Here is a 21,803-nt window from a genome sequence, read left to right as displayed (position 1 = left end):
GCGCGTAGCCCGGCCGCGAGGCCGGTCTCCACCCCCCCACGCACCCCCCCGCCCCCCCCCCCCCCCCCCCCGCGGCCCCTGCGGGGGGGGGGGGGGGCGGGCCCCCCCCCCCGCCACTCACGTGGGGTCAGACGCTCGCGACGCCCGGCGCCAGGAACCGCTTGCCGTTGACGGCCTCGGACGTGCCGGTGCGGTCCAGGTACGGCGTGATGCCACCGTTCCAGAAACCGAACCCGCCGCCCAGGATCAGGCAGAGGTCGATGTCCTCGGCCGCGGCGACGACACCCTCGTCCAGCATGATCTGGATCTCTTCGGCGAACGCGCGACGTGTGCGATCCAGAACCTCTTCGGACGTGGACGCCTTGTCGCCCTGCTTCCACAGTTCGGCGACCTCGGGGTCGACGACCTGCTTGCCGTCGGCGCCGTAGCTCCACACCGCCGACTTCTTGGCCTCGACCAGCGCCTCGAGTCCGGGGGAGTTGTGGAAGCGCTCGGGGTACGCCTCGGCGAGGGTCTCACCGGTGTGCAGCGCGACCGCCGGCCCGACGAGGGCCAGCAGGGTGAACGGGGTCATCGGCATGCCGAGTTCGGCGATGGCGTTGTCGGCCACCTCGAACGGGGTGCCCTCGTCGACCGCGTTCATGACCTCACCGAGGGTGCGGATCAGGAGCCGGTTGAAGACGAACCCGGGCAGGTCGGCGGAACCGACGGCCGACTTCTTGAGCGCCCGGGCGGTGGCGAATGCCGTTGCCAGCGTGGCGTCGTCGGTCTTCTCGCCCTTGATGACCTCGAGCAGGGGCAGCACGGCGACCGGGTTGAAGAAGTGGAAGCCGACCACCCGCTCGGGGTGCTTCAGGTCCGCGGCCATCTTGGTGATCGACAGCGAGGACGTGTTCGTCGCCAGGATGGTCTCGGGGGCGATGTGCTCCTCGAGTTCCGCGAAGATCTTCTTCTTCAGATCGAGGTTCTCGAACACGGCCTCGATCACGAAGTCGGTCTTCGCGAACGCGGCCTTGTCCAGCGAGCCGGACACGAGACCCTTGAGGCGGTTCGCTGCGTCCGGCGACAACCGGCCCTTGCCCTGGAGCTTGTCGATCTCGCCGTGGACGTAGCCGACACCCTTGTCGATGCGCTCCTGGTCGATGTCGGTGAGGATCACCGGCACCTTGAGCTGACGGACGAACAGCATCGCGAGCTGGCTGGCCATCAGACCGGCACCGACGATGCCGACACCGGTGACCTTGCGGGCGAGGGACTTGTCCGGTGCGCCGGCGGGACGCTTGGCACGCTTGTTCACCAGGTCGAACGCGTACAGACCGGCGCGGAGCTCGTCGGCGAGCAGCAGGTCGGCGAGCGCCTCGTCCTCGGCGGCGAAGCCCTTGTCGAGCGACGTGGGATCGGTGAGATCGGTGGTCCGGGCCACCTCGAGGAGTTCGACGGCCTTGACCGGTCCGGGGGCGTTGTTCTTGGTCTTGCCCTCGACGACGGCCTTCGCGCGGGCGATCGCGTCGTCCCAGCCCTTGCCCCGGTCGATCTCGGGACGCGCGGGGGTGATCTCGCCGGCCAGGACCTGCGCGGCCCAGGCGAACGACTGCTCGAGGAAGTCGGCCGAACCGAACACTGCGTCGACGACGCCGAGTTCGAGGGCCTTCTTCGGGTTGAGCGTCTTGTTCTGGTTCAGCGCGTTCTCGAGGACGACGGTGACGGCGTTCGAGGGGCCGATGAGGTTGGGCAGCAACTGCGTTCCGCCCCAGCCCGGCACCAGTCCGAGGAACGTCTCGGGCAGACCCAGGGCGCCCGCGCTCTCGGATACGGTGCGGTAGTGGCTGTGCAGCGCGACCTCGAGCCCGCCGCCGAGTGCGACGCCGTTCACGAACGCGAACGTCGGCACGGACGATTCGCGCAGCCGGCGGAACACCGTGTGCCCGAGCCGGCCGAGTTCGAGCGCCTGGTCACGGTTCGTGATGCTCGGAACACCCTTGAGGTCCGCGCCGGCGGCGAAGATGAAGGGCTTGCCGGTGATTGCGATCGCGACGGGATGGGCGGCGAACGCCTCGTCCAGTGCGGCGTCGAGGGCCTTCAGGCCGCCCGGGCCGAACGACGACGGCTTGGTGTGGTCGAAACCGTTGTCGAGGGTGATCAGCGCGACCGGGCCCTCGATGCCGGGTACGGCGACGATCTTGGTGTACGCGTTGGTCACGACCTCGTCGGCGAATGCCGTTGCAATGTCGGTCATCTACTTGGCTCCATCGAAGTTCGGGTTCTCCCAGATCACGGTTCCGCCCATGCCCAGACCGATGCACATGGTGGTCAGGCCGTAGCGGACGTCGGGGCGCTGGGCGAATTGGCGGGACAGCTGGGTCATCAGGCGGACACCGGACGACGCGAGGGGGTGGCCGCACGCGATGGCGCCGCCCCACTGGTTGACTCGCGGATCGTCGTCGGCGATGCCGTAGTGCTCGAGGAACGCGAGGACCTGAACGGCGAAGGCCTCGTTGATCTCGAACAGACCGATGTCCTCGATCTTCAGGCCGGTGCGGGCAAGCAGCTTCTCGGTGGCCGGCACCGGGCCGATGCCCATGACGGCGGGGTCGACGCCCTGGAACGCGAATCCGACCATGCGCATGCCGATCGGCAGTCCGAGTTCGAGCGCGGTGTCCTCACCGGCGAGGAGGGCGGCGGTCGCGCCGTCGTTCAGACCGGCGGCGTTACCCGCGGTGATCCGGCCCGCGGGACGGAACGGCGTCTTCAGCTTGCCGAGGTCCTCGAGTGTGGTGCCCGGACGCGGCGGCTCGTCCTCGGTGGCCAGACCCCAGCCCGCGGCGGAGCGGGTGGCGACGGGCACGAGGGTGTCGGCGATGAAGCCGGCCTTGCGGGCGGCCTCGTACTTGTTCTGGCTCGCGACGGCGTACGCGTCGGTGCGGTCCTTGGTGATGGTCGGGAACCGGTCGTGCAGGTTCTCGGCCGTGTTGCCCATGACGAGCGCGCTGGGATCGACGAGGCGATCGGCGAGAAACCGGGGGTTCGGGTCTGCGCCCTCGCCCATCGGGTGGCGGCCCATGTGCTCGACGCCGCCGGCGATCACCACGTCGTACTGGCCGAAGCCGATGCCCGACGCGGTGGTGGTGACGGACGTCATGGCACCGGCGCACATGCGGTCGATGGCGAAACCGGGGACGGTCTCGGGAAGCCCGGCCAGGATCGCGGAGGTGCGGCCGATGGTGAGACCCTGATCGCCCGTCTGTGTGGTCGCGGCGATGGCGACCTCGTCGATGCGCGCGGGGTCGAGCTGCGGATTACGGCGAAGCAGCTCGCGGATGGTCTTGACGACGAGGTCGTCCGCGCGGGTCTCCGCGTAGATGCCCTTGGGGCCGGCCTTGCCGAACGGAGTGCGGATGCCGTCGACGAACACGACGTTGCGTTGAGTTGTGGTGGATGGAGCCACGCGAATTCCTCCTGATGGAGCAGTTTGGTTCCGGATCACGGCCAGGCGTCCGGCCTCCAGACCAGCGTACCCCTACCGTTACTCGCGGGTAACTTAATGGGTGCCTCATCGGGAATTCACGCGCTCACCCCGCGTGTCGGTGCTGTCGGTCAGTCGCCGCCGGAGCCCTTCCGCTCGGCGGCGGAGAGCAGTGCGCTCGCCAGCGCGGGCACGGTCAGCATCCGCTGCCAGGGGCGGGCCCCGCCCTCGCCGAGCACCCGGTCGATCGCCGCCTCGACTTCGCCGTCCTCAGGGTCCGTCCAGTCCCAGCACAACCTGCGGACGAGTTCCGGGGTCACCAGGTTCTCCACCGGCACCGACACCTCCGCGGAGAGGTCGGCCAGCGCGGCGCGGGCCGCCGTCAGCCGCTCGGCGGCCTCGGGGTCGTGCCGCGCCCACCGGCTCGCCGGCGGCGGTCCCGTGAACGGCGGGGTCTTCGGAGGAAGCTCGGTGTCCGGCAGTGCCCGGGCATCCTCGAGCGCCTGCAGCCAGATCCGGGAGTGCCGCCGCTGGCGGGGACCGCCGAACACCGGCAGCGCCCGGAGCGCTTCGATACCCCGGGGGTCCTTCGTCGCGGCGTCGATGATCGCCGAATCCGGCAGGACCCGGCTGGGGGAGACGTCGCGTTTGCGGGCGAGGTCCTCGCGGGCCTGCCACAGGGACCGTGCCGCGGCGAGTTGACGCTGCGTCTTCAGCGACGTGATGTGCGATGTCCGCCGCCAGCGGTCGGCCTTGGGCTTCGGTGGCCCCGCGAGCCGGATGTGCTCGAACTCCTGTGCTGCCCACTCGCTCTTGCCCTGCTCGTCGAGTTCCGCGGCCATCACGTTCCGCAACTCGACCAGAACCTCGACGTCGAGGGCTGCGTAGTTCAGCCAGGAATCGGGCAGCGGCCGCTTCGACCAGTCGGCGGCGCCGTGGCCCTTTCGGAGTTCGAGGCCCAGCGTCCGCTCGACGATCGCGGCGAGACCGACCCGTTCGAACCCGGCGAGGCGCCCCGCCAGTTCGGTGTCGAACAGTGTCGCCGGCGCCAGGCCGATCTCGGCGAGCCCCGGCAGATCCTGGTCGGCGGAGTGCAGGATCCACTCCAGCGGATTGATCACCTCCGCCAGCGGGGCGAGATCGGCGGCGGTGGGGATCGGGTCGAGGAGCACCGTCCCCGCACCCTCCCGGCGCAGCTGCACGAGATACGCCCGCGCCGAATAGCGGAAGCCGGACGCCCGCTCGGCGTCGACCGCCAGCGGCCCGGTGCCCTCGCTCAGTGCGGCCGCGGCCTTCGCGACACCCTCCGCCGTGGTCACGACGTCGGGCACGCCGTCCCGGGGTGCGAGCAGGGGAACGATCTGCCGGCCGGACTCTTCGGCGGGGCCGGGTGACGAGGCGTCGTCGGTGACTTCGGACATGACAGCTGACTCTACGTCGCTTCGGGATTCCCGCAGCGCACCGGCGGGTTCACGACCGTTTCCCCGCTGCCTCGACGAGCTCGTCCAACGCCGCGGGAAACGCGTCGACGAGGTCCCAGAGGTGGGGTGCCAGTTCCGGGCAGCTCATCAGGCCGACGTCGAGCTGACCGTTCAGCGACATCACCGTCACGTTGAGTCCCGCGCCGTGGAAGATCGGTCCCAGCGGATACATCGCCTTGATCAGGGCGCCCAGGAAGTACAGCGGGACCGACGGTCCGGGCACGTTGGAGATGACCAGGTTGTGGACCACCGGATGCCGCTCCGCCAGGCCGAGGGTCGAGTAGAGGCGCATGGCGGTGCCGAACACGGCCTGCCCGGCGAACTGGGACCAGTCCTGCAGCAGGCTCGCGCCGAGGGTCTCGTTGTGTTCCTTCGAGGTCGAGTTGTGCTCGCCGATCGCGAGCAGGCGTTCGGCCGGATCCTCGATCTGGGTGCCGAGCTCGGTGAACATGCCCGACACCTGGTTGGTGCCCGGCCGGTCAGACTTTCCATGGACCGACACCGGGACGATGGCGACCAGCGACTTGTCGGGCAGCTCCCGGCGGTGCTGCAGGTACTTCCGCAGCGCGCCCGAGCACAGCGCGAGCACCACGTCGTTGACCTTGACGTCGAACGCGTCCTTGACCGTCTTGACCTTCTCGAGGTCGAGCTGGGTGAACGCGAGATTGCGGTGACTGGTCAACGTGCCGTTCAGGGACGTGCGCGGCGCGGTGAACGGTGCGGGCATCGCCTCGCCGCGGCGGGCCCGGCCGATCCAGCGGGGTAGCAGAGTCAGGCTCTGCGGGACGATCCTCAGCAGTTTCGCGGGCCGGGGCGCGACCGCGAGCAGCCCGCCGACGGCGATGTCGAGTGTGCTCGCCTGCCCCGCGCTCTCGGCGGAGTCGGTGGGGTCTGGGCGTGGTGCGTCCGGTTCGAGTCCGCACAGCTGGGCCATCATGTTGGCGCCGGTGATGCCGTCGACCCCGGCGTGGTGCATCTTCGACATCACGGCGACGGAACCGTCCTCGAGGCCCTCGATCACCCACATCTCCCACAGCGGCCGGGCGCGGTCGAGGGGAATGCCTGCGATGTCGCCGCACAGCTCGGCCAGCTCGTCGCGGCCGCCGGGAGCGGGGAGTGCGACACGATGGCAGTGCCGGTCGATGTCGAAGTCGGTGTCCTCGACCCACACGGGGTGGTCGAGGTTGAATTTCGAGTCCTGCAGCTTGCGCCGGAACGAGGGAATCGCCTCGGTGCGCGCGCCGAGCTCCGCCTTGAGCTGGGCGAACGTGTAGCCGCCCGGAACCGTCGAGACGTCGAGGATGATGACTCCGCAGACGTGGAGGAGTTGCGTCGACGTTTCGAGATAGAGGAAGGACGCGTCGAGACCGCTGAGTCGCTGCATGATCCGATACTAGAACACGTTCTAAAATGTGGTCCATCGAATCGTGGAACTGCGAGGTCGGCGCATGCCCCACCCCGGGAGGCGGCACGCCGCCTCGTTCTCGACCCGGCGCCCGCGGGCCGGGTGGGCAACCGATCGATTAGAACATGTTCTACGGTTGGAGGTATGACCCGAGGCTTCGTTCTCCGGCAGGCCGTCGGCGCCGCACTCGCCGCCAACGCCCTGCGTCCCCTGCCCGGTGCGCCCACCTCGGTGGTCGCGTTCTTCTCGGGGTGGCTCACCACCGAACTCGCGCCGCACCTCCTCGCCGTGACCGCTGCCGACGCTGCCCAGCACGCCGCGCGTCACGGAACACGGACCCGAAGCGACCGCATCGGCCTCGCGCTGGCCGCGGCCTCCGCCGCCGGGCTCGCGGCCGTGATCGCCGCCGGCCGGGGAGCCGGAGCAGAAGCCGAATCCGCGCTCGCCGAAGCGCTCGGTGAGAACTACACCGACCGCGACAGCGCCATCGAACATTCGGGGCGACCCGTGTGGCGGCAACTCCTGAACCCGTTCTGGATGCGGAACGAGGCGGTCACCCGGGTCCGCAACCTCGCGTACGCGCCGGGCGGGCGCCGCGCCCGCCTCGACATCTACCACCGGCACGACCTGCCGTCGAAGAGCCCGGTCCTCCTGCAGATCCACGGCGGGGGATGGGTGATCGGGAACAAGGATCAACAAGGTCTGCCGCTCATGCTCGAGATGGCCTCGCGGGGTTGGGTGTGCGCGGCCGTCAACTACCCGCTGTCGCCGAAGGCGAAGTGGCCCGAACACCTGATCGCGATCAAGCAGGCCCTGGCCTGGCTCCGGGAGCACGTCGAGGAGTACGGCGGCAACCCCGACTTCATCGCCGTCACAGGTGGTTCCGCGGGTGGCCACCTCGCCGCCATGGTGGGACTCACCGCGAACCACAGCCACCTGCAGCCGGGGTTCGAGGACGTCGACACGTCGGTCCAGGCGTGTGTCCCGTACTACGGCGTCTACGACTTCGCCGGCGACACCGGCATCAAGGCCGTCCTCCAGCGCGTGCACTCCGGACTGATGCCGATGGTGCTCGGCAAGCAGGCCACGTTCCCCGACGACTACCGGGCCGCGTCGCCGCTCGCTCACCTGCGGGCGGACGCACCGCCGTTCTTCGTGATCCACGGAACGAGCGATTCGCTCATTCCCGTCGCCGAGGCGCGGATCTTCGCCGACGAACTCCGGCAGGTGTCCGACAACCCCGTCGTCTACGCGGAACTGAAGGGCGCGCAGCACGCGTTCGACGTGTTTCCCTCGATCCGCAGCATCTCCGTCACACAGGCGGTCGGGCGTTTCCTGGAATGGTCGCGCAGCGCCACTACCGACGTGCCCGCGGCGGGCACCGAATCGGCCTGACTACTCGCCGCCCAGCGTCCGCAGCTGCGACACCCCGGCGGGCGGCAGACCGGCCGCATACGCCAGGACCTCGCAGAACGCCTCGACGTGCGTGGCCAGTTCGACCGACGTCGCCGTCCACGACGCACGCAGTTCCAGCTGATGCGCATGCGGGGGACCTGCGATGTCGCCGTATCGCACCGACGTCGTCGCGGTCACCGTCCCGCCGAGCGCGTTGAGCGGTTCGTGGCGCGACTCGAGTGCGTCGACGAGCCAGCTCCACGCCACCTCGGGAAGCAGGGGGTCGGACGCCACGGCGGCGTCGAGATCGGCCTGAATGTAAGCGACCAGGCGCATCGTGCCGTTCCAGGCCTCGTCGCCCTCCGGGTCGAACAGGAGGATCAATCTGCCGAACGCGTCACCCTCGCTCTGTTCGGCGACGACCCCGGTGTCCTCGTGCACGACCTCTGCGCCGACGGCGTAGCTGTACGGCGCCAGCCGTTGCGGGGGCCGGATGGGGCCCAGCTCGATGTCCGCGCGAACCTGCGCGGAATTCATCGCTTCGACCGCGGCGCGGAACTCGGCCGGTTCGGCGGGCGATCCCGAAGTCGTCACAGCTCGGGACGTTAGACCCGGACCCACACATCTCGTCGGAGGCGCGCCGAGCAGGGCCGATCGGCGGCGGAGTCCCGGCATGGCAGCATGAGAGCTGCCGAAATTCGAGCAGGCAGAGAGCGCGAGGACCGATGAGCGGGTTGGAAAGCACCAATGCAGGCATGAGCGAACGGGCGACATACGCCGCGAGACGGGTGCTCCCCGACGCACCCCTCCTGGCGGCCGCGGAAGGCCGTACCCCCGGCCGTCGCCCGGTGTGGTTCATGCGGCAGGCCGGTCGCTCGCTTCCCGAGTACCGCGAGATCCGGTCGGGGATCGGGATGCTCGAGTCGTGCTTCGATCCGGCACTCGTCTGCGAGATCACCATGCAGCCCGTGCGCAGGCACGGCGTCGACGCCGCGATCCTGTTCTCCGACATCGTGGTGCCGCTCAAGGCCGCCGGCATCGATCTCGACATCGTCGCCGGCACCGGTCCCGTCGTCGCGAACCCGGTCCGGTCGATCGCGGACGTCGCCGCCCTGCCCCGTCTCGTACCCGAGGAAGTCGGCGCCGTCGCCCAGGCAGTGCAGCTGCTCACCGCGGAACTCGGCTCGACGCCGCTGATCGGCTTCGCCGGAGCCCCGTTCACCCTCGCCTCGTACCTGGTCGAGGGCGGTCCGAGCCGCAATCACGAGCGCACGAAGGCGCTGATGCACTCCGACCCCCGGACGTGGCACGCGCTGCTCGGCACCCTGGCCGACACCACCATCACCTTCCTGCAGACCCAGTTGCGCGCCGGCGTCGACGCGATCCAGCTGTTCGACTCGTGGGCCGGCGCGCTGTCCCTCGCCGAATACCGGGAGTTCGTGCTGCCCCACTCCGAGCGGGTGTTCGCCGAGGTGGAGAGCGCGAAGGTGCCGCGCATCCACTTCGGTGTCGGAACCGGTGAACTGCTCGGCGCGATGGGCGAAGCCGGCGCCGATGTGGTGGGCGTCGACTGGCGCATCCCCCTGGACGTGGCGGCGCGCCGGGTCGGCCCGGGCAAGGCGCTCCAGGGCAACCTCGACCCCGCGGTGCTGTTCGCGGGACCGGCGGCCGTCGAGAAGCAGGTTCGCCGCATCACCGCGGAAGCGGATGCCGCCCTCGCCGCCGGCGCCACGGGACACATCTTCAACCTCGGGCACGGCGTCCTGCCCGACACCGACCCGGGCGCGCTGACCGCGCTGGTCGAGCTGGTGCACTCACTGTGACCGGGTCGTCGCCGAACGTTCTCGTCGTCGGCGGCGGCATCTCCGGGCTCGTTGCCGCGTACCGCCTGCGGCAACGGCTCGGCCCCGAGGCCCGGATCGTCCTCGCCGACGGCGCGGAGCGGCTCGGCGGCAAGCTGCGCACGGTGGACCTGGCGGGGGAACCCGTCGACGTCGGGGCGGAAGCCTTCATCGCGCGGCGCCCGGAACTGCCCGCCCTGCTCGGCGAACTCGGCCTCTCCGACCAACTGGTGCATCCGGCGGGTCTGCGGCCGCTCATCTGGTCCGAGGACGCGCTGCACCCGCTGCCGGCCGGCACCCTCATGGGGATACCCGCGGACGAGAACAGTCTGCGCGGTCTCGTCGACGACCGGACACTCGCGCGGGTGGCGGGGGAGCGGACGGTGCCCCTCGACTGGACACCGGGTGCGGACATCGCCGTCGGTGCACTGGTCGGCGACCGGTTCGGCACGCAGGTGGTCCAGCGGTCGGTGGATCCGCTTCTCGGAGGGGTCTATTCGGGTCTGGCGGACACGATCGGCGTCCGCGCCGCGCTCCCCGCACTCGCGGCGGCGCTCGACCGCGGCGCCACGAGCCTGTCCGCGGCGGTGGCAGACGCCCTCCCCGCCCCGACCCCCGGGCCGGTGTTCGGGGCGCTGCGCGACGGCTACGGTGTCCTGCTGCGTGCCCTGACGGAGGCCGCGTCGGCGGAGATCGTGCACGAGCGGATCCGGACACTCGCCCGGGACGGCGACGGTTGGTCGGCGGACCCGGTGGGCGCCGTCGACGGGGTCGTGCTCGCCGTGCCCGCCCCGCAGCTCGCCGACCTGCTCGCCGGCATCGCCCCCCGCGCGTCGGCGGCCGCCGCGGACATCCCGCTGGCTTCGTCGGCGGTCGTCGCGCTGGCGCTGCCGGTCCGGGTCGACCTCCCGCAGAACTCCGGGATCCTCGTCGCCACCGACGCCGCGCTCGGCGCGAAGGCATTCACCCTGTCGAGTCGCAAGTGGCCGCACCTCGCCGAGCGGGAGGTGACCCTCGTGCGGGCGTCGTTCGGGCGGTTCGGCGACGCCGCCGTCGTCGACGCACCCGACGACGAGCTGATCGCCGCGGCCCGGCGGGACCTCGCGACCGTCACCGGGGTGTCCGCGGAACCCGTCGCGGTGCACGTCCAGCGCTGGCACGGCGGCCTGCCGCAGTACGGTCCCGGTCATCTGGGGCGGGTGGCGGTGATCGAGCAGGAAGTCGCAGGTCTGGACGGTGTGGAGGTGTCCGGGGCGCTGCTGCACGGGGTGGGTGTTCCCGCGTGCGTGGCCGCTGCGACGACGGCGGCTACACGGCTCGCGGGGCGAGTGGCACGATAGACCCATGGCACGCCTCGACTTCGACGCATTGAACTCTGAAATCCGCTACCTCATGTTCTCGGTGTTCCAGGTGGAACCCGGTGTACTCGGGGACGACCGGGAAGCTGTGATCAAGGAGGCGCGGATCTTCTTCGAAGGTCAGGCCGACAAGGGCGTCGTGGTGCGCGGGCTCTACGACGTGGCCGGCCTGCGTGCCGACGCCGACTTCATGATCTGGACGCACTCGGCGAGCATCGAAGCCCTCCAGGCCACCTACGCCGACTTCCGCCGCACCACCGCCCTGGGCCGCGCGAGCAAGCCGGTGTGGAGCAACGTCGCGTGCCACCGTCCCGCCGAGTTCAACAAGAGCCACATTCCGGCGTTCCTGGCCGGTGAGGACCCGGGCAACTACATCTGCGTGTACCCGTTCGTCCGGTCCTACGAGTGGTACCTGCTCCCCGACGACGAGCGGCGCAAGATGCTCGCCGACCACGGCATGGCGGCCCGCACGTACAAGGACGTCCGCGCCAACACCGTGCCCTCGTTCGCGCTCGGTGACTACGAGTGGATTCTCGCGTTCGAGGCGCCGGAGCTGTACCGCATCGTCGACCTCATGCGCGACCTGCGCGCCACCGAGGCCCGTCTGCACGTCCGCGAGGAGGTGCCGTTCTTCACCGGCCCGCGGGTGGATGTGGAGAAGCTGATCGCCGCTCTGCCGTGATCTGACGCAGCACCGATGAATGACGCCGACGGGGCTCGCACCGCGCCCCGCTACCAGCACATGTCGCACTGGGGCATGTTCGAGGCCGAGGTCGCCGACGGAGACGTCGTCGCCGCCCACCCGTACACCGGTGACGCGCACCCGTCACCGGTGCTGGGCAACATCGCCGGGTCGGTCCGCAGCAAGGCGCGGATCACCGGCCCGGTGGTGCGCCGCGGGTGGCTCGAGAACGGCCCGGGACCCGACAGTTCCCGAGGGTCCGACGAGTTCGTGTCGGTCGACTGGGAAGAGCTGACCCAGCGGCTCGCGAACGAACTGCGCAGGGTCGTCGACACGCACGGCAACAGCGCGATCTACGGCGGTTCGTACGGCTGGGCCAGTGCGGGACGGTTCCACCACGCCCAGAGTCAGGTCCACCGGTTCCTGAACACCCTCGGTGGCTACACCCGTTCGGTGCACAGCTACTCGCTGGGCGCGACGGGCGTCATCATGCCCCGGGTGGTGGGCACCCACTGGAAGATGTTCGCCCGCTCCACGTCCTGGAAGATCATCGCCGAGCACACCGATCTCATGGTGTGCTTCGGCGGCGTCCCCCTCAAGAACACCGGCGTCAATCACGGCGGGACCAGCGACCACCCCACCCGCGACGCACTCGACGACCTCCGGCGGCGCGGCGGGTCCGTCGTGTCGTTCAGTCCGCTGCGCGACGACGTGCACGGCGCCGCCGAACGGCACGCCCCGGTGCCCGGCACCGATGTCGCGATCATGCTCGCCCTCGCGTACGTCCTCGCGACGGAAGACCTGCACGACACGGCATTCCTGGGCAGCCACTGCGTCGGCTACGACCGCTTCGAGGACTACCTCCTCGGGCGTTCCGACGGCGTGCCGAAGTCGCCCGCGTGGGCCGAGCAGATCTCCGGCATCGCCGCCGCGGACCTGGTGGCCCTCGCCCGGCGGATGGCGGCGGGCAGGACGATGGTGACCGTCACGTGGTCGCTGCAGCGGGTCCGGCACGGTGAGCAGGCCCCGTGGATGGGGGTCACCCTCGCCGCTATGCTCGGCCAGATCGGCCTTCCCGGTGGTGGTTTCGGCCACGGCTACGGCTCCATGAACGAGCCCGGGCTCGCCCCCGTCCCGTACCCGCTGCCCACGCTTCCCCAGGGGCTGAACCCCGTCCGCGACTTCATCCCCGTGGCCGCGATCTCGGACATGCTCCTGAACCCGGGCGCACCGTTCGACTACGACGGTCAGCGGCTGACGTTCCCGGACATCAGGATGCTGTACTGGGCGGGCGGCAACCCGTTCCACCACCATCAGGACATTCCCCGTCTGCGCCGGGCGCTGGCCCGTCCCGACACGATCGTGGTCCACGACCCCTACTGGACGCCGATGGCCCGGCACGCGGACATCGTCGTCCCGTCCACCACGTCGCTCGAGCGGGCCGACCTCAGTTGCACCCGCAACGACCCGTTGCTCGTCGCCATGCACGCCGCCGTCGGGCCGTACGCCGACGCGCAGGACGACTACGACACGTTCGCCGCGGTCGCCCGGAAACTGGGTGTCGGGGAGAAGTTCACCGAGGGCCGCTCGTCCGAGCAGTGGCTCGAGCATCTGTACGGGCAGTGGCGGGACTTCGTCCGCGCGGACGGCGGTGCCGCCCCGAGTTTCGGCGACTTCTGGACGCAGGGCCATGTGCGGATGCGGACCGAGGACGACCTGATCCTGTTCGGCGACTTCCGGGCCGATCCGGTGAAATTCCCCCTCGCGACCCCGAGCGGGCGGATCGAGATCTTCTCCGCCGACATCGACGGATTCGGCTACGACGACTGCGCCGGGCACCCACGCTGGTACGAGCCCGAGGAATGGCTGGGCGGCCGCCGGGCACGGCAGTTCCCTCTGCATCTGATCGCCAACCAGCCGCGCACCCGCCTGCACAGCCAACTCGACCACGGCGGCACCAGCCAGAAGTCGAAGGTCCGGGGCCGCGAACCGCTGCGAATCCATCCGGACGACGCCACCGACCGCAGACTCACCGCCGGCGACATCGTCCGCGTGTTCAACGACCGCGGCGCCTGCCTCGCCGGTGTGGTGGTGGACGACGGCGTCCGCCGCGGTGTGGTCCAGCTGTCGACGGGAGCGTGGTACGACCCTCTCGACGCCACCGACCCGGATTCCCTCTGCGTGCACGGGAACCCCAACGTGCTGACCCCGGACGTGGGCACGTCGTCACTCGCCCACGGCTGCACGGGCCAGCACGTGCTCGTCGAGATCGAACGCTACGAGGGCGAGCTACCGCCGATCCGGGCGTTCGATCCACCGACGATCATTCGCCGGTCGGTTCCAGGGTCAGCGAGATCGAATTGATGCAGTACCGCTGATCGGTGGGGGTCGGGTAGCCCTCGCCCTCGAAGACGTGGCCCAGGTGGCTGTGGCACGTCCCGCACACCACCTCGACGCGACGCATACCCAGCGACGTGTCCTCGCGGAGGACGACGGCGTCCGAGTCGGCCGGATCGAAGAACGACGGCCACCCGCAGTGCGATTCGAACTTCTCCGTGCTGCGGAACAGCTCGGCGCCACAGGCCCGGCAGTGGTAGACGCCTTCCGTCTTCGTGTCGGTGTACTCGCCGACGAAGGGGCGCTCGGTACCGGCCTGGCGCAGCACCGCGTACTCCTCGGGAGTCAGTTTCTCGCGCCACTCGCTGTCGGAGAGAGCAACCTTCGGGGCGGATTGCGTGGGATCCTGCTGCTGCGAACTCATGGCTCCACGCTAATACGTTTCGCCGATTCCGGCCGCGACGCCCGGCGCGTGACGGGGCCTACGTCTTGGCGGTGGCCGACTCGACCTGCGGCTGCTCGTCCGGTTCCGGTTCCCGCGGCGAGATGTCGGGGGCGGCCTTCTCGTGCGGTTCGAGGAGGAACGCCGGGTCGATGCCCCGGTCGAGTCGCCCCTCGCGCCGCGCCGAGACGTAGCGGACGGTCAGCACACCGAAGACCACGAGCAGCATCAGGCTCCACCCCAGCGTGGTCTTCATGTACTCGGCGGTCCGGCCGGCCTCGATGAACCGGCTCGACAGCCAGCTGTCGTAACTCATGAACCCGTACACGGCCAGCCACGCCGGCCAGTTCCGCATCACCGAATTCTTCAGCACCACGGACATCAGGAGCGGGAACAGCATCATCGAGTAGTACATCTGGCCCAGCGAGCCGAGCAGCCACGACGCCGTCAGCAGAACCCCCGACGTGGTGACGACGAAGAACAGCTCGTCGTGGCGGTAGTAGCGGTAGAGCAGCCACAGGGAGCTGAGCACGATGGCGGTGAAGACACCGCGCAGGGCCCAGATCAGGGCGGTGGGGAGGCCGTAGTACTTGCCGTTGCCGACGATCGCGCTGTTGAAGTAGTCGCGCGACTCCATCAGATACGGCACCGTGTGGCGCACGAAGTCCATCGGGTCAGCGGACAGCGGCCACGCGACGGCGGTGAGGATCAGCGGGATGCCGATCGCGGTGACGAACACCTTCCACTGGCCGCGCACCAGAGGCAGCAGCAGGAGTGGGGCGAGGATCGGTTTCACCGCGAACGTCAGTCCGATGGCGACACCGGACCACATGTCCTTGCGCTTCATCAGCAACACGAGGAACGCGATCTCGCCGAGCAGGACCAGGCCGTTGATGTTGGTGAAGACGAGGGTGTTGGTGACGGTCTCGGAGGAGAACGTGGCGAGCAGCAGGATCGGGGCCGCGATGGAGTTCAATCCCAGGCCGAACAGCCGCAGGAGCAGGTACAACGCGATCACGATGGCGATCGCGTTGGCGATGATGAACAACCACCGGGACTTCTCGGGGTCGATCACCGCGATCGGCGCCATCAGCAGCGTGCCGGACGGCGGATACAGGTAATGCGGATCGACCCAGTTGAAGTTGGCGGTGTAGACGGGCCGCCCGTTGAGGAAGGCCAGCGCAGCGTTGTAGACCGGGCGGAAGTCGTCGGTGATGTACCCGTTGACCGCCTTGACGACCACTCGATGCAGCACTGTCATGACGGCGATCGGCCACAGCGCGAAGTTGATGACCTCGTTGGCAGTCCGCCCGGTGCGCGGTTCGAGTTGTCGAAGGAACACCACGGCACGGTACACCGAGAAGCTCTGACGTGCGGTCACGCACCCCCTGTGGGTGTCGGGCGGGCCACCTCGGCTAGGCGGGGCAGGCGCTGCCGTCCGGGGGCAGCACGCCGTCCGCGACGTAGGTGACGATCGACTTCTGCGCGCAGTCCGAATGGGTGGCGGGGTGGCCGCTGCCGTGCCACGTCACCGTCGCCGTCGCGGCGCCCGCGCTCGACACGGCCCCGGTCACCGTTCCCACCCCGGCGTTCCCGACGACCGGGTCGGCGGTGCCGCTCAGCACCAGGACCGGCAGCGTCAGCTCGCCGGGCAGGGCGGGCGGCGCGGTCGCGGGCCAGGAGGTGCACGCGAGCAGTCCGACGGCGGCGTTCGGGCCGAACAGCGGGAACCGCTCGCCCCACAGCTTCTGCAGTTCGCGGACCCGGTCGGGTGCGGGCCACTGCTGGCCGTCCGTGCAGCGGGTGATGAACTGGCCGTCGCTCTCGTAGGCCGCCTCGGCCTGCGCGACCGCCGCGAGGATCGGTGCCGTGTTTCCGGCGAGGGCGGCTGACACCGCATCGGACAGGGCGCGGACGCGGCCCTGCTGGTCGCCGCCCGCCGCAGCGAGCGACCCGGACACCGCGGTGAGGAGGGCGTTCGCGGAGACCCGCGGGAGCTGGCCGTTCGCGGCGCGGGTGACGGCGTCGGTCATCGCGGCGCGGGGATCGGCGCCCAGGGAGCAGTTCAGGGCGGTGCACTGGCGGGCGAACGAGTCGAACGCCGCCTCCTGACCCGCGACCTGCTGCTCGGTGACGGTCGCGGCATCCACCGTGGTGACGGCGGGAGAGTCGAGGACGAGCCGGCCGACCCGATCGGGGTACTTGGCGGCGTAGCTGAGCGCGACGGCACTGCCGTTGCCGGTGGCGAGGATCCCGAGCGCATCGACGTCCCAGGTGCGGCGCAGTTCCTCGATGTCGTCGGCGGCGTGGGTGCTGTCGAACGCGAGTTCCTGCGGCTGCAGGTAGTCGGTGCACGCGATGGTGGCGTCGCGGCCCAGCGCGGTCACCTTGTCGACCTGGTCACCCGTCCCCGGGTCGAACTGCCCGAGATTCGCCAGGCTGCTGCGGAGCTCCGGGGTGAGGCATTCGATCTCCTGCGAGGAGGCGATCCCGCGGCGGTCCACCGCGACCACCGGTCGCGTCGACAGCAGCGATGTCAGACCGCCGGTGCTCAGCGCTGCGAGCGTCCCGGTCGACGAGCGGTCCGATCCCGTCGTGAGCACCAGCGGGGCCGCGTTCTCGGGGGTGTCGGCGAGTCGTGCCCGCATCGCACCCATCGTGAAGGAGCCGGGCAGGGTGCCGCTCTCGTCGACGGCCGACTCGTACGAGCCGCATTCGAAGACGAGCCCGGCCGGCGGTGTCGTTCCCGGGCCCAGGGCGCCGAGCGTGCTCTGCGTGCAGTCGGTCCACGCCAGATCGTTCTTCGGGGTCTGCAACACGGGCGGGGGAGCGTCGGGGTTCTCGGTCTCGGTCGCGGTGGGTTCGCTGCCGCCGCCCTCGCGTTCGACCGCCACGTGCGGCCGGTTGGACGGTCCGGCTCCGCACGCGCTGCACACCACGAGAACCATTGCGAGCAACACCGATCTGCGCATGGCGACCACCCTGCCAGGTTCCTCTACGGGCGGGGCAGCCGCACCCATCGGGTGAGGACGGTGCCGTCGGTGTCGGTGAGGATGTGCGCGGGAGTCATCGCGGTGATCCGGGCACCCGGCGAGGTGGCGACGCGACCCGCGGTCCCGCCGACGAGCACGGGCGCCGTGGTCAGGCAGACCTCGTCGACGGCGTCGTCCGCGGTCAGCTGCCCGAACAGGCTCGGGCCGCCCTCGCAGAGCACGCGGCGCAGCCCGAGATCCTCGAGGGCGGCGATCAGCCCGTCGCCGGTGATCTGCCCCTCGCCGGCCGTCACGATCCGCGCACCCGCGTCGGCGAGAGCCCGGACCCGCACCGGGTCGGCGTCCGTGCAGGTGACGACGATCGGGGCCACCTCGGTGTCGGTGAACAGGCGTGACTGCGGGTCGAGGTGGGCGCTAGCAGACACGACGGCGATCGGCGGTACTTCCGGCATTCCCGACGCCACCCGGCGTCGCCTGCCCTCCGCGCCGACGCGCGCCCCGCCGTAGTTCTCCGCCCGGACGGTTCCGGCCCCGACCAGCACGACGTCGGCCAGCTCCCGCAGGGTCTCGAATACCAGCCTGTCCGCGGGTGTGCCGAGCGCCCCGCTGACGCCGTCGACGGAGACGGCGCCGTCGATACTGCTCACGAAGTTGACGCGCACCCACGGCCGCGCCGTCTCCGCCGGGTAGGCATACAGCTCGCGCAGCGCGTTCGCGGTCGATTCACTGGGCTCCTCCCGAGTGGGCGGACTGTCCGGTGTGAAAAATGTCGCAATATGTACACGGTGCATGTTGGTGATCACAACACGTGGATACCCTGCTTGTATGCATGCACGTCTTGTCGATCGCAGCCCCGTGGTACCGGCTGATCAGTTGGTAGCTCAGATGGTGCCCCCGGCCATGTTCGACGAGGTGAGCTTCGCGTCGTACATCCCCGATCCCGCCGAACCCAGCCAGGCCGCCGCGGTCCAGACGGCGGAGGAGTTCGCGAAGAAGGTCGTGAAGATCCGCAGTGGCGGGCGACGCGGCCTGTTCGGGAAGAAGACGCAGGCCACCGGTGCCGGTCTCTACCTCGACGGCGGTTTCGGCGTCGGTAAGACCCACCTTCTGGCCTCGATCTTCCACAGCGTCGCGTCGCCCAAGGCGTTCGGCACGTTCGTGGAGCTGACGCACGTCGTCGGTGCCCTCGGTTTCAACAAGGCCGTCGAGCAGCTGTCCGACCACAGCGTCCTCTGCATCGACGAATTCGAACTCGACGACCCGGGCGACACCATGCTGGTGTCCCGCCTGCTGTCGGAATTGTCGGCGCGCGGCGTGTCGATCGTGGCGACGTCGAACACGCTGCCCGGCCAGCTCGGCGAAGGCCGATTCGCCGCGCAGGACTTCCTGCGGGAGATCAAGAAGCTGGGCTCGATCTTCGAGACGATCCGCGTCGACGGACCCGACTACCGGCACCGCGACCTGCCGCCGGCCCCGGACCCGATCTCCTCGGAGGAGCTCGCCGAGCGCGCCGACAGCGTCCCCGGCGCCACGCTCGACGACTTCGACGCGCTGTGCAAGCACCTCAGCACGCTGCACCCGTCCCGCTACAACAAGCTGGTCGAGGGCATTCCGGCCGTGTTCCTGGACGGCGTCCACCCCGCCGAGGACCAGTCGGTCGCGCTGCGCCTGGTTGTCCTCGCCGACCGCCTGTACGACGCGAGCATCCCGGTCACCGTGGCAGGGGCCAAGCTCGACGCGATCTTCACTCCCGAGATGCTGTCCGGCGGGTACCGGAAGAAGTACCTGCGTGCCACGTCGCGCCTGCTGGCGCTGTCGCGCTTCGAGGTCGCCGCGAGCTGACGCAGCCCGTCACAGTGCCCGCTGCATCACGAAGTCGTGGTGCAGCTGGGTGCCGACGAGGAAGGTCTTCGTTCCGACCTGCGTGAATCCGTGCTTCGCGTAGAAGCGCTGAGCGCGCACATTCTCCTGGTTGACGCCGAGCCACAACCCGGCGCACCCCGCGGCGACGGCGCGTTCGACGATGGCGTCCATCAGGGCGGACGCGACGCCGGTCCCGTGGTTGCCGGGCAGCACGTACAGCTTGCTGATCTCGGTGGTCGGCCGGAGAGTCACGGCCCTGCCGACGTCCGGGTCGGCGGGTTCACCGTCGATCAGCATCGCGTAGCCGACGATCGCCCCGCCGTGCGTGACCTTCAGGACGGTGCGGTTCGGGTCGGTGAGGTATTCCGAGAACCGTTCGGCCGACAGCACGTCGTCGATGAAAGCGGCGATGTCGTCCTGTGTCGCCCCGGGCGGGCACGCGAGCGGGAACGTTGCCGCGGCGACGTCGGCGATCGCCTCGGAATCCCAGATCCCCGCCGGGTCTATTTCGACTGTCACAGCTGGTCCACCGCGTCCTTCGCTTCCCGAAGTGTCATTCCCGTACTGTCCCGCAGCAGGGTGATCGCCGCAATGGTCTTGCCCTCACTCTCGAGGTCGCGGAGCCTGCCCTCGATCGGCGACGTGTCTCCGCAGGAGCGGATTCCGGCGGGGACCGGCCGGGCCTGGAGCCGGCCGTACTCGACCGTGGCCTTCGCGTGCCGCACGCCGATCCCGTCCCGCGCGACGAGAATCTTGATCGCCTCGATCGTCCGGCCCCGGTCGAGCAGACACGTCACCTCGTCCCGGGCGGCGTCGTCGAGGTGACGCCACGTCGATGCGGGATGCAGGTCGTGTGGGGTGTGTGAGCCGCCACGAGCGGATCGTGACGAGACCAGAACTGCGACGTAGACGATCGCCACGGCGATCACGAACCATCCCCAAGTCGGCATGTCCTAAGTAGAACATCTGCCGTCAGTCGCGATCCGGGACCCACTCGGATTGCTTGTCCCGGTCCCGGTCCGGGGCGAACGCGGGGGCAAGCAGGACGAGCCCCACCGCGAACAGGAGCGGGACCACGAACCCGATCCGCAGGCTGGTCGCCGCGGCGACGCCGCCGACGATCGCGCCGCCCACGAGGGTTCCCACGTAGTTGAACAGGTTGATCCGCGCCACGACGTCGTCCACCTGGCCGGTGGGTGCCAGCCGCCCGGCGGCACTGAAACACAGGGGAGCGACGACCGGCACGCCGAGGCCCACGACGAGGAATCCGGCAATCGCGACGACCGGCGACGGGGCGAGGACGACGACCGTCAATCCGGCGACACCGACCGCCGAACCCACACGGACGACGGCAATCTCGCCGTACTTCGCCACCCAGAAGTCGCCGGTCAGTCGCGACACCAGAGCCGCACACTGGTATGCGGCCAATGCCAGGGCGGCCGTGCCGGCATCCGCGAGCAGAACGTTCCGGACGTACAGCGCAGACCAGTTGCCGACACCGAAATCGATGGCGTAGAACAACGCCATCGCGGTACCGAGCGCCAGCAGTGCTCGAATCGGAACCGGCACGGGCGCAGGGCCGGTCGCCGGCACGGCGGTGCCCGCCGACTGCTGACGGACGAGGAGCCGGGGGCTGCAGACGGCGAGACCGACGGCCACGACGAGCGCCGCCACCAGTTGCGCGGCGGCGACGCTCACGCCGAGGGCCGAGGCGGCGGCAACGAAGAGTGCACCCGCAATCGCGCCGACGCTCCACACCGCGTGGAACGACGACAGGATGAAGCGGCCGTACGCGTGCTGGATCGACACCGCCTGCATGTTGGCGGCGGCGTCGACGATGCCCAGTCCGGCGCCGTACACGGACAGGCAGACGAAGAAGGCCGTGGTATTCGGGCCGAAACCGAGCGCGCCACCGGCTGTCGCGATGGTCGCGAGCCCGAATTGCAGGGCCGACTTGCTGGAGAATCGGCGGGCCAGGTGCTCGGCGAGGACGCTTCCCGCCCCGGCGATGAGAGACACCGTCACGACGGCGACCACGATGACCGTGTCGTCGAAACCGAATCGGTCCTGGTACTGCGGCAGTTGCGTGAGGACGGCCGCGAGGAGAAAACCCTGCAGGCCGAATGCGCCCGCTGCGGCGATCCGTGCCGAGCGGTGGTCCGCGGACGCATCTGCGCCTGGTGAATCCGTCATGGGTGTCGGCCTTCGGTCGGGAACAACCGATTGGACGAGTGTCCAATACTTTGCGGGGATGTGCAGCGTTCTCCGAATCGACGGACGAAATGTCCTGAAAGCACGGGACGCGTGAGTCCCGGAGCAAGACTGAGCCCCAGCCTTGGATGGGGGGTCATGGCTGGGGCTCATTGCCATCGGGGGGGGTGGATGGCACGTTCGACGATACATGAGGAATTCCTCACGTTCCAGATGCGGTGGTAACGATTTCGTCACCCGCCCGTCACCGGGTGGCCGGCGCGACAGCGTGAACGGGGCCTATTGCCTCACGTCAAGATGCGCGCGAAGTCTGATTCGTTGACTCATTCGAG

18 protein-coding genes are annotated in these 21,803 nt (G+C 69.7%); 6 read left to right on the top strand and 12 right to left on the bottom strand.

Annotation, left to right across the window (positions count from 1 at the left end; genetic code table 11):
- Positions 1-127: 127 nt before the first annotated feature.
- The 4 genes from QM806_RS28275 to QM806_RS28260 form a co-directional block, all read right to left on the bottom strand.
- Entirely contained in the window at positions 128-2,236 is a 2,109-nt protein-coding gene (locus QM806_RS28275) for a 3-hydroxyacyl-CoA dehydrogenase NAD-binding domain-containing protein (protein WP_283293624.1), read from the bottom strand.
- Positions 2,237-3,445: a thiolase family protein gene (locus QM806_RS28270; protein WP_005240909.1), complete on the bottom strand. Its 1,209-nt coding sequence runs from the start codon at positions 3,443-3,445 to the stop codon at positions 2,237-2,239.
- A 149-nt stretch (positions 3,446-3,594) separates the two neighbouring features.
- Positions 3,595-4,884, bottom strand: a complete 1,290-nt coding sequence (locus QM806_RS28265) for a ribonuclease D (protein ID WP_064080145.1) — start codon at positions 4,882-4,884, stop codon at positions 3,595-3,597.
- 49 nt (positions 4,885-4,933) lie between these two features.
- Positions 4,934-6,328 (bottom strand): WS/DGAT/MGAT family O-acyltransferase, encoded by a 1,395-nt coding sequence (locus tag QM806_RS28260; protein ID WP_283293622.1) that lies wholly within the window; start codon positions 6,326-6,328, stop codon positions 4,934-4,936.
- Positions 6,329-6,493: 165 nt separating this feature from the next.
- Here QM806_RS28260 and QM806_RS28255 point away from each other — a divergent pair, with 165 nt between their 5' ends.
- Positions 6,494-7,744 carry an alpha/beta hydrolase gene (locus QM806_RS28255; protein ID WP_283293620.1) on the top strand — a complete coding sequence of 417 codons (1,251 nt, stop codon included), beginning with the start codon at positions 6,494-6,496 and terminating at the stop codon, positions 7,742-7,744.
- On the opposite strand, the gene QM806_RS28250 is transcribed toward QM806_RS28255, so the two are convergent.
- Positions 7,745-8,338 carry a DUF3000 domain-containing protein gene (locus tag QM806_RS28250; RefSeq protein WP_005263992.1) on the bottom strand — a complete coding sequence of 198 codons (594 nt, stop codon included), beginning with the start codon at positions 8,336-8,338 and terminating at the stop codon, positions 7,745-7,747.
- Positions 8,339-8,499: 161 nt separating this feature from the next.
- Here QM806_RS28250 and hemE point away from each other — a divergent pair, with 161 nt between their 5' ends.
- Genes hemE through QM806_RS28230 form a run of 4 tightly spaced genes read left to right on the top strand, consistent with a single transcriptional unit; the run spans position 8,500 to position 13,989 of the window.
- Complete coding sequence (gene hemE, locus QM806_RS28245; RefSeq protein ID WP_005263993.1) at positions 8,500-9,567, top strand: uroporphyrinogen decarboxylase; 1,068 nt, start codon at positions 8,500-8,502, stop codon at positions 9,565-9,567.
- The gene (locus tag QM806_RS28240; RefSeq protein WP_120659211.1) at positions 9,564-10,925 is read left to right on the top strand and encodes a protoporphyrinogen oxidase; all 1,362 of its coding nucleotides are present in this window, start codon (positions 9,564-9,566) and stop codon (positions 10,923-10,925) included. Before hemE ends, QM806_RS28240 begins: the two co-directional genes overlap by 4 nt.
- A gap of 4 nt (positions 10,926-10,929) precedes the next feature.
- Entirely contained in the window at positions 10,930-11,625 is a 696-nt protein-coding gene (gene hemQ / locus QM806_RS28235; protein ID WP_005565724.1) for a hydrogen peroxide-dependent heme synthase, read from the top strand.
- 15 nt (positions 11,626-11,640) lie between these two features.
- The gene (locus QM806_RS28230; RefSeq protein WP_283293619.1) at positions 11,641-13,989 is read left to right on the top strand and encodes a molybdopterin-dependent oxidoreductase; all 2,349 of its coding nucleotides are present in this window, start codon (positions 11,641-11,643) and stop codon (positions 13,987-13,989) included.
- Here QM806_RS28230 and msrB read toward each other — a convergent pair.
- Genes msrB through QM806_RS28210 form a run of 4 tightly spaced genes read right to left on the bottom strand, consistent with a single transcriptional unit; the run spans position 13,949 to position 18,188 of the window.
- Complete coding sequence (gene msrB / locus QM806_RS28225; protein ID WP_005264000.1) at positions 13,949-14,386, bottom strand: peptide-methionine (R)-S-oxide reductase MsrB; 438 nt, start codon at positions 14,384-14,386, stop codon at positions 13,949-13,951. The genes QM806_RS28230 and msrB overlap by 41 nt on opposite strands.
- Positions 14,387-14,444: 58 nt before the next feature.
- Positions 14,445-15,785: a glycosyltransferase family 87 protein gene (locus QM806_RS28220; RefSeq protein ID WP_005565718.1), complete on the bottom strand. Its 1,341-nt coding sequence runs from the start codon at positions 15,783-15,785 to the stop codon at positions 14,445-14,447.
- 34 nt (positions 15,786-15,819) lie between these two features.
- Positions 15,820-17,385: an alpha/beta fold hydrolase gene (locus QM806_RS28215; RefSeq protein ID WP_182624021.1), complete on the bottom strand. Its 1,566-nt coding sequence runs from the start codon at positions 17,383-17,385 to the stop codon at positions 15,820-15,822.
- Positions 17,386-17,399: 14 nt separating this feature from the next.
- Positions 17,400-18,188 (bottom strand): pyrimidine reductase family protein, encoded by a 789-nt coding sequence (locus QM806_RS28210; protein ID WP_182624022.1) that lies wholly within the window; start codon positions 18,186-18,188, stop codon positions 17,400-17,402.
- Positions 18,189-18,222: 34 nt separating this feature from the next.
- On the opposite strand from QM806_RS28210, the gene zapE reads away from it, so the two are divergent.
- Positions 18,223-19,239 (top strand): cell division protein ZapE, encoded by a 1,017-nt coding sequence (zapE, locus tag QM806_RS28205; RefSeq protein ID WP_039950688.1) that lies wholly within the window; start codon positions 18,223-18,225, stop codon positions 19,237-19,239.
- 9 nt (positions 19,240-19,248) lie between these two features.
- Here zapE and QM806_RS28200 read toward each other — a convergent pair whose 3' ends face one another.
- The 3 genes from QM806_RS28200 to QM806_RS28190 are packed head-to-tail and all read right to left on the bottom strand — an operon-like array spanning position 19,249 to position 21,453.
- Complete coding sequence (locus QM806_RS28200) at positions 19,249-19,779, bottom strand: GNAT family N-acetyltransferase (RefSeq protein ID WP_005240947.1); 531 nt, start codon at positions 19,777-19,779, stop codon at positions 19,249-19,251.
- Complete coding sequence (locus tag QM806_RS28195; protein WP_005565707.1) at positions 19,776-20,210, bottom strand: hypothetical protein; 435 nt, start codon at positions 20,208-20,210, stop codon at positions 19,776-19,778. The genes QM806_RS28200 and QM806_RS28195 overlap by 4 nt, the downstream gene beginning before the upstream one ends.
- A gap of 22 nt (positions 20,211-20,232) precedes the next feature.
- Positions 20,233-21,453, bottom strand: coding sequence for an MFS transporter (locus QM806_RS28190; RefSeq protein WP_005565706.1), 1,221 nt, complete (start codon positions 21,451-21,453; stop codon positions 20,233-20,235).
- Positions 21,454-21,803 lie beyond the last annotated feature (350 nt).

Source organism: Rhodococcus sp. IEGM 1351 (assembly GCF_030056875.1).
Taxonomy (GTDB): Bacteria; Actinomycetota; Actinomycetes; order Mycobacteriales; family Mycobacteriaceae; genus Rhodococcus_F; species Rhodococcus_F opacus.
The sequence above is the reverse complement of the archived record's forward strand: the minus strand, read 5'-3'. Positions and strand labels throughout refer to the sequence as shown.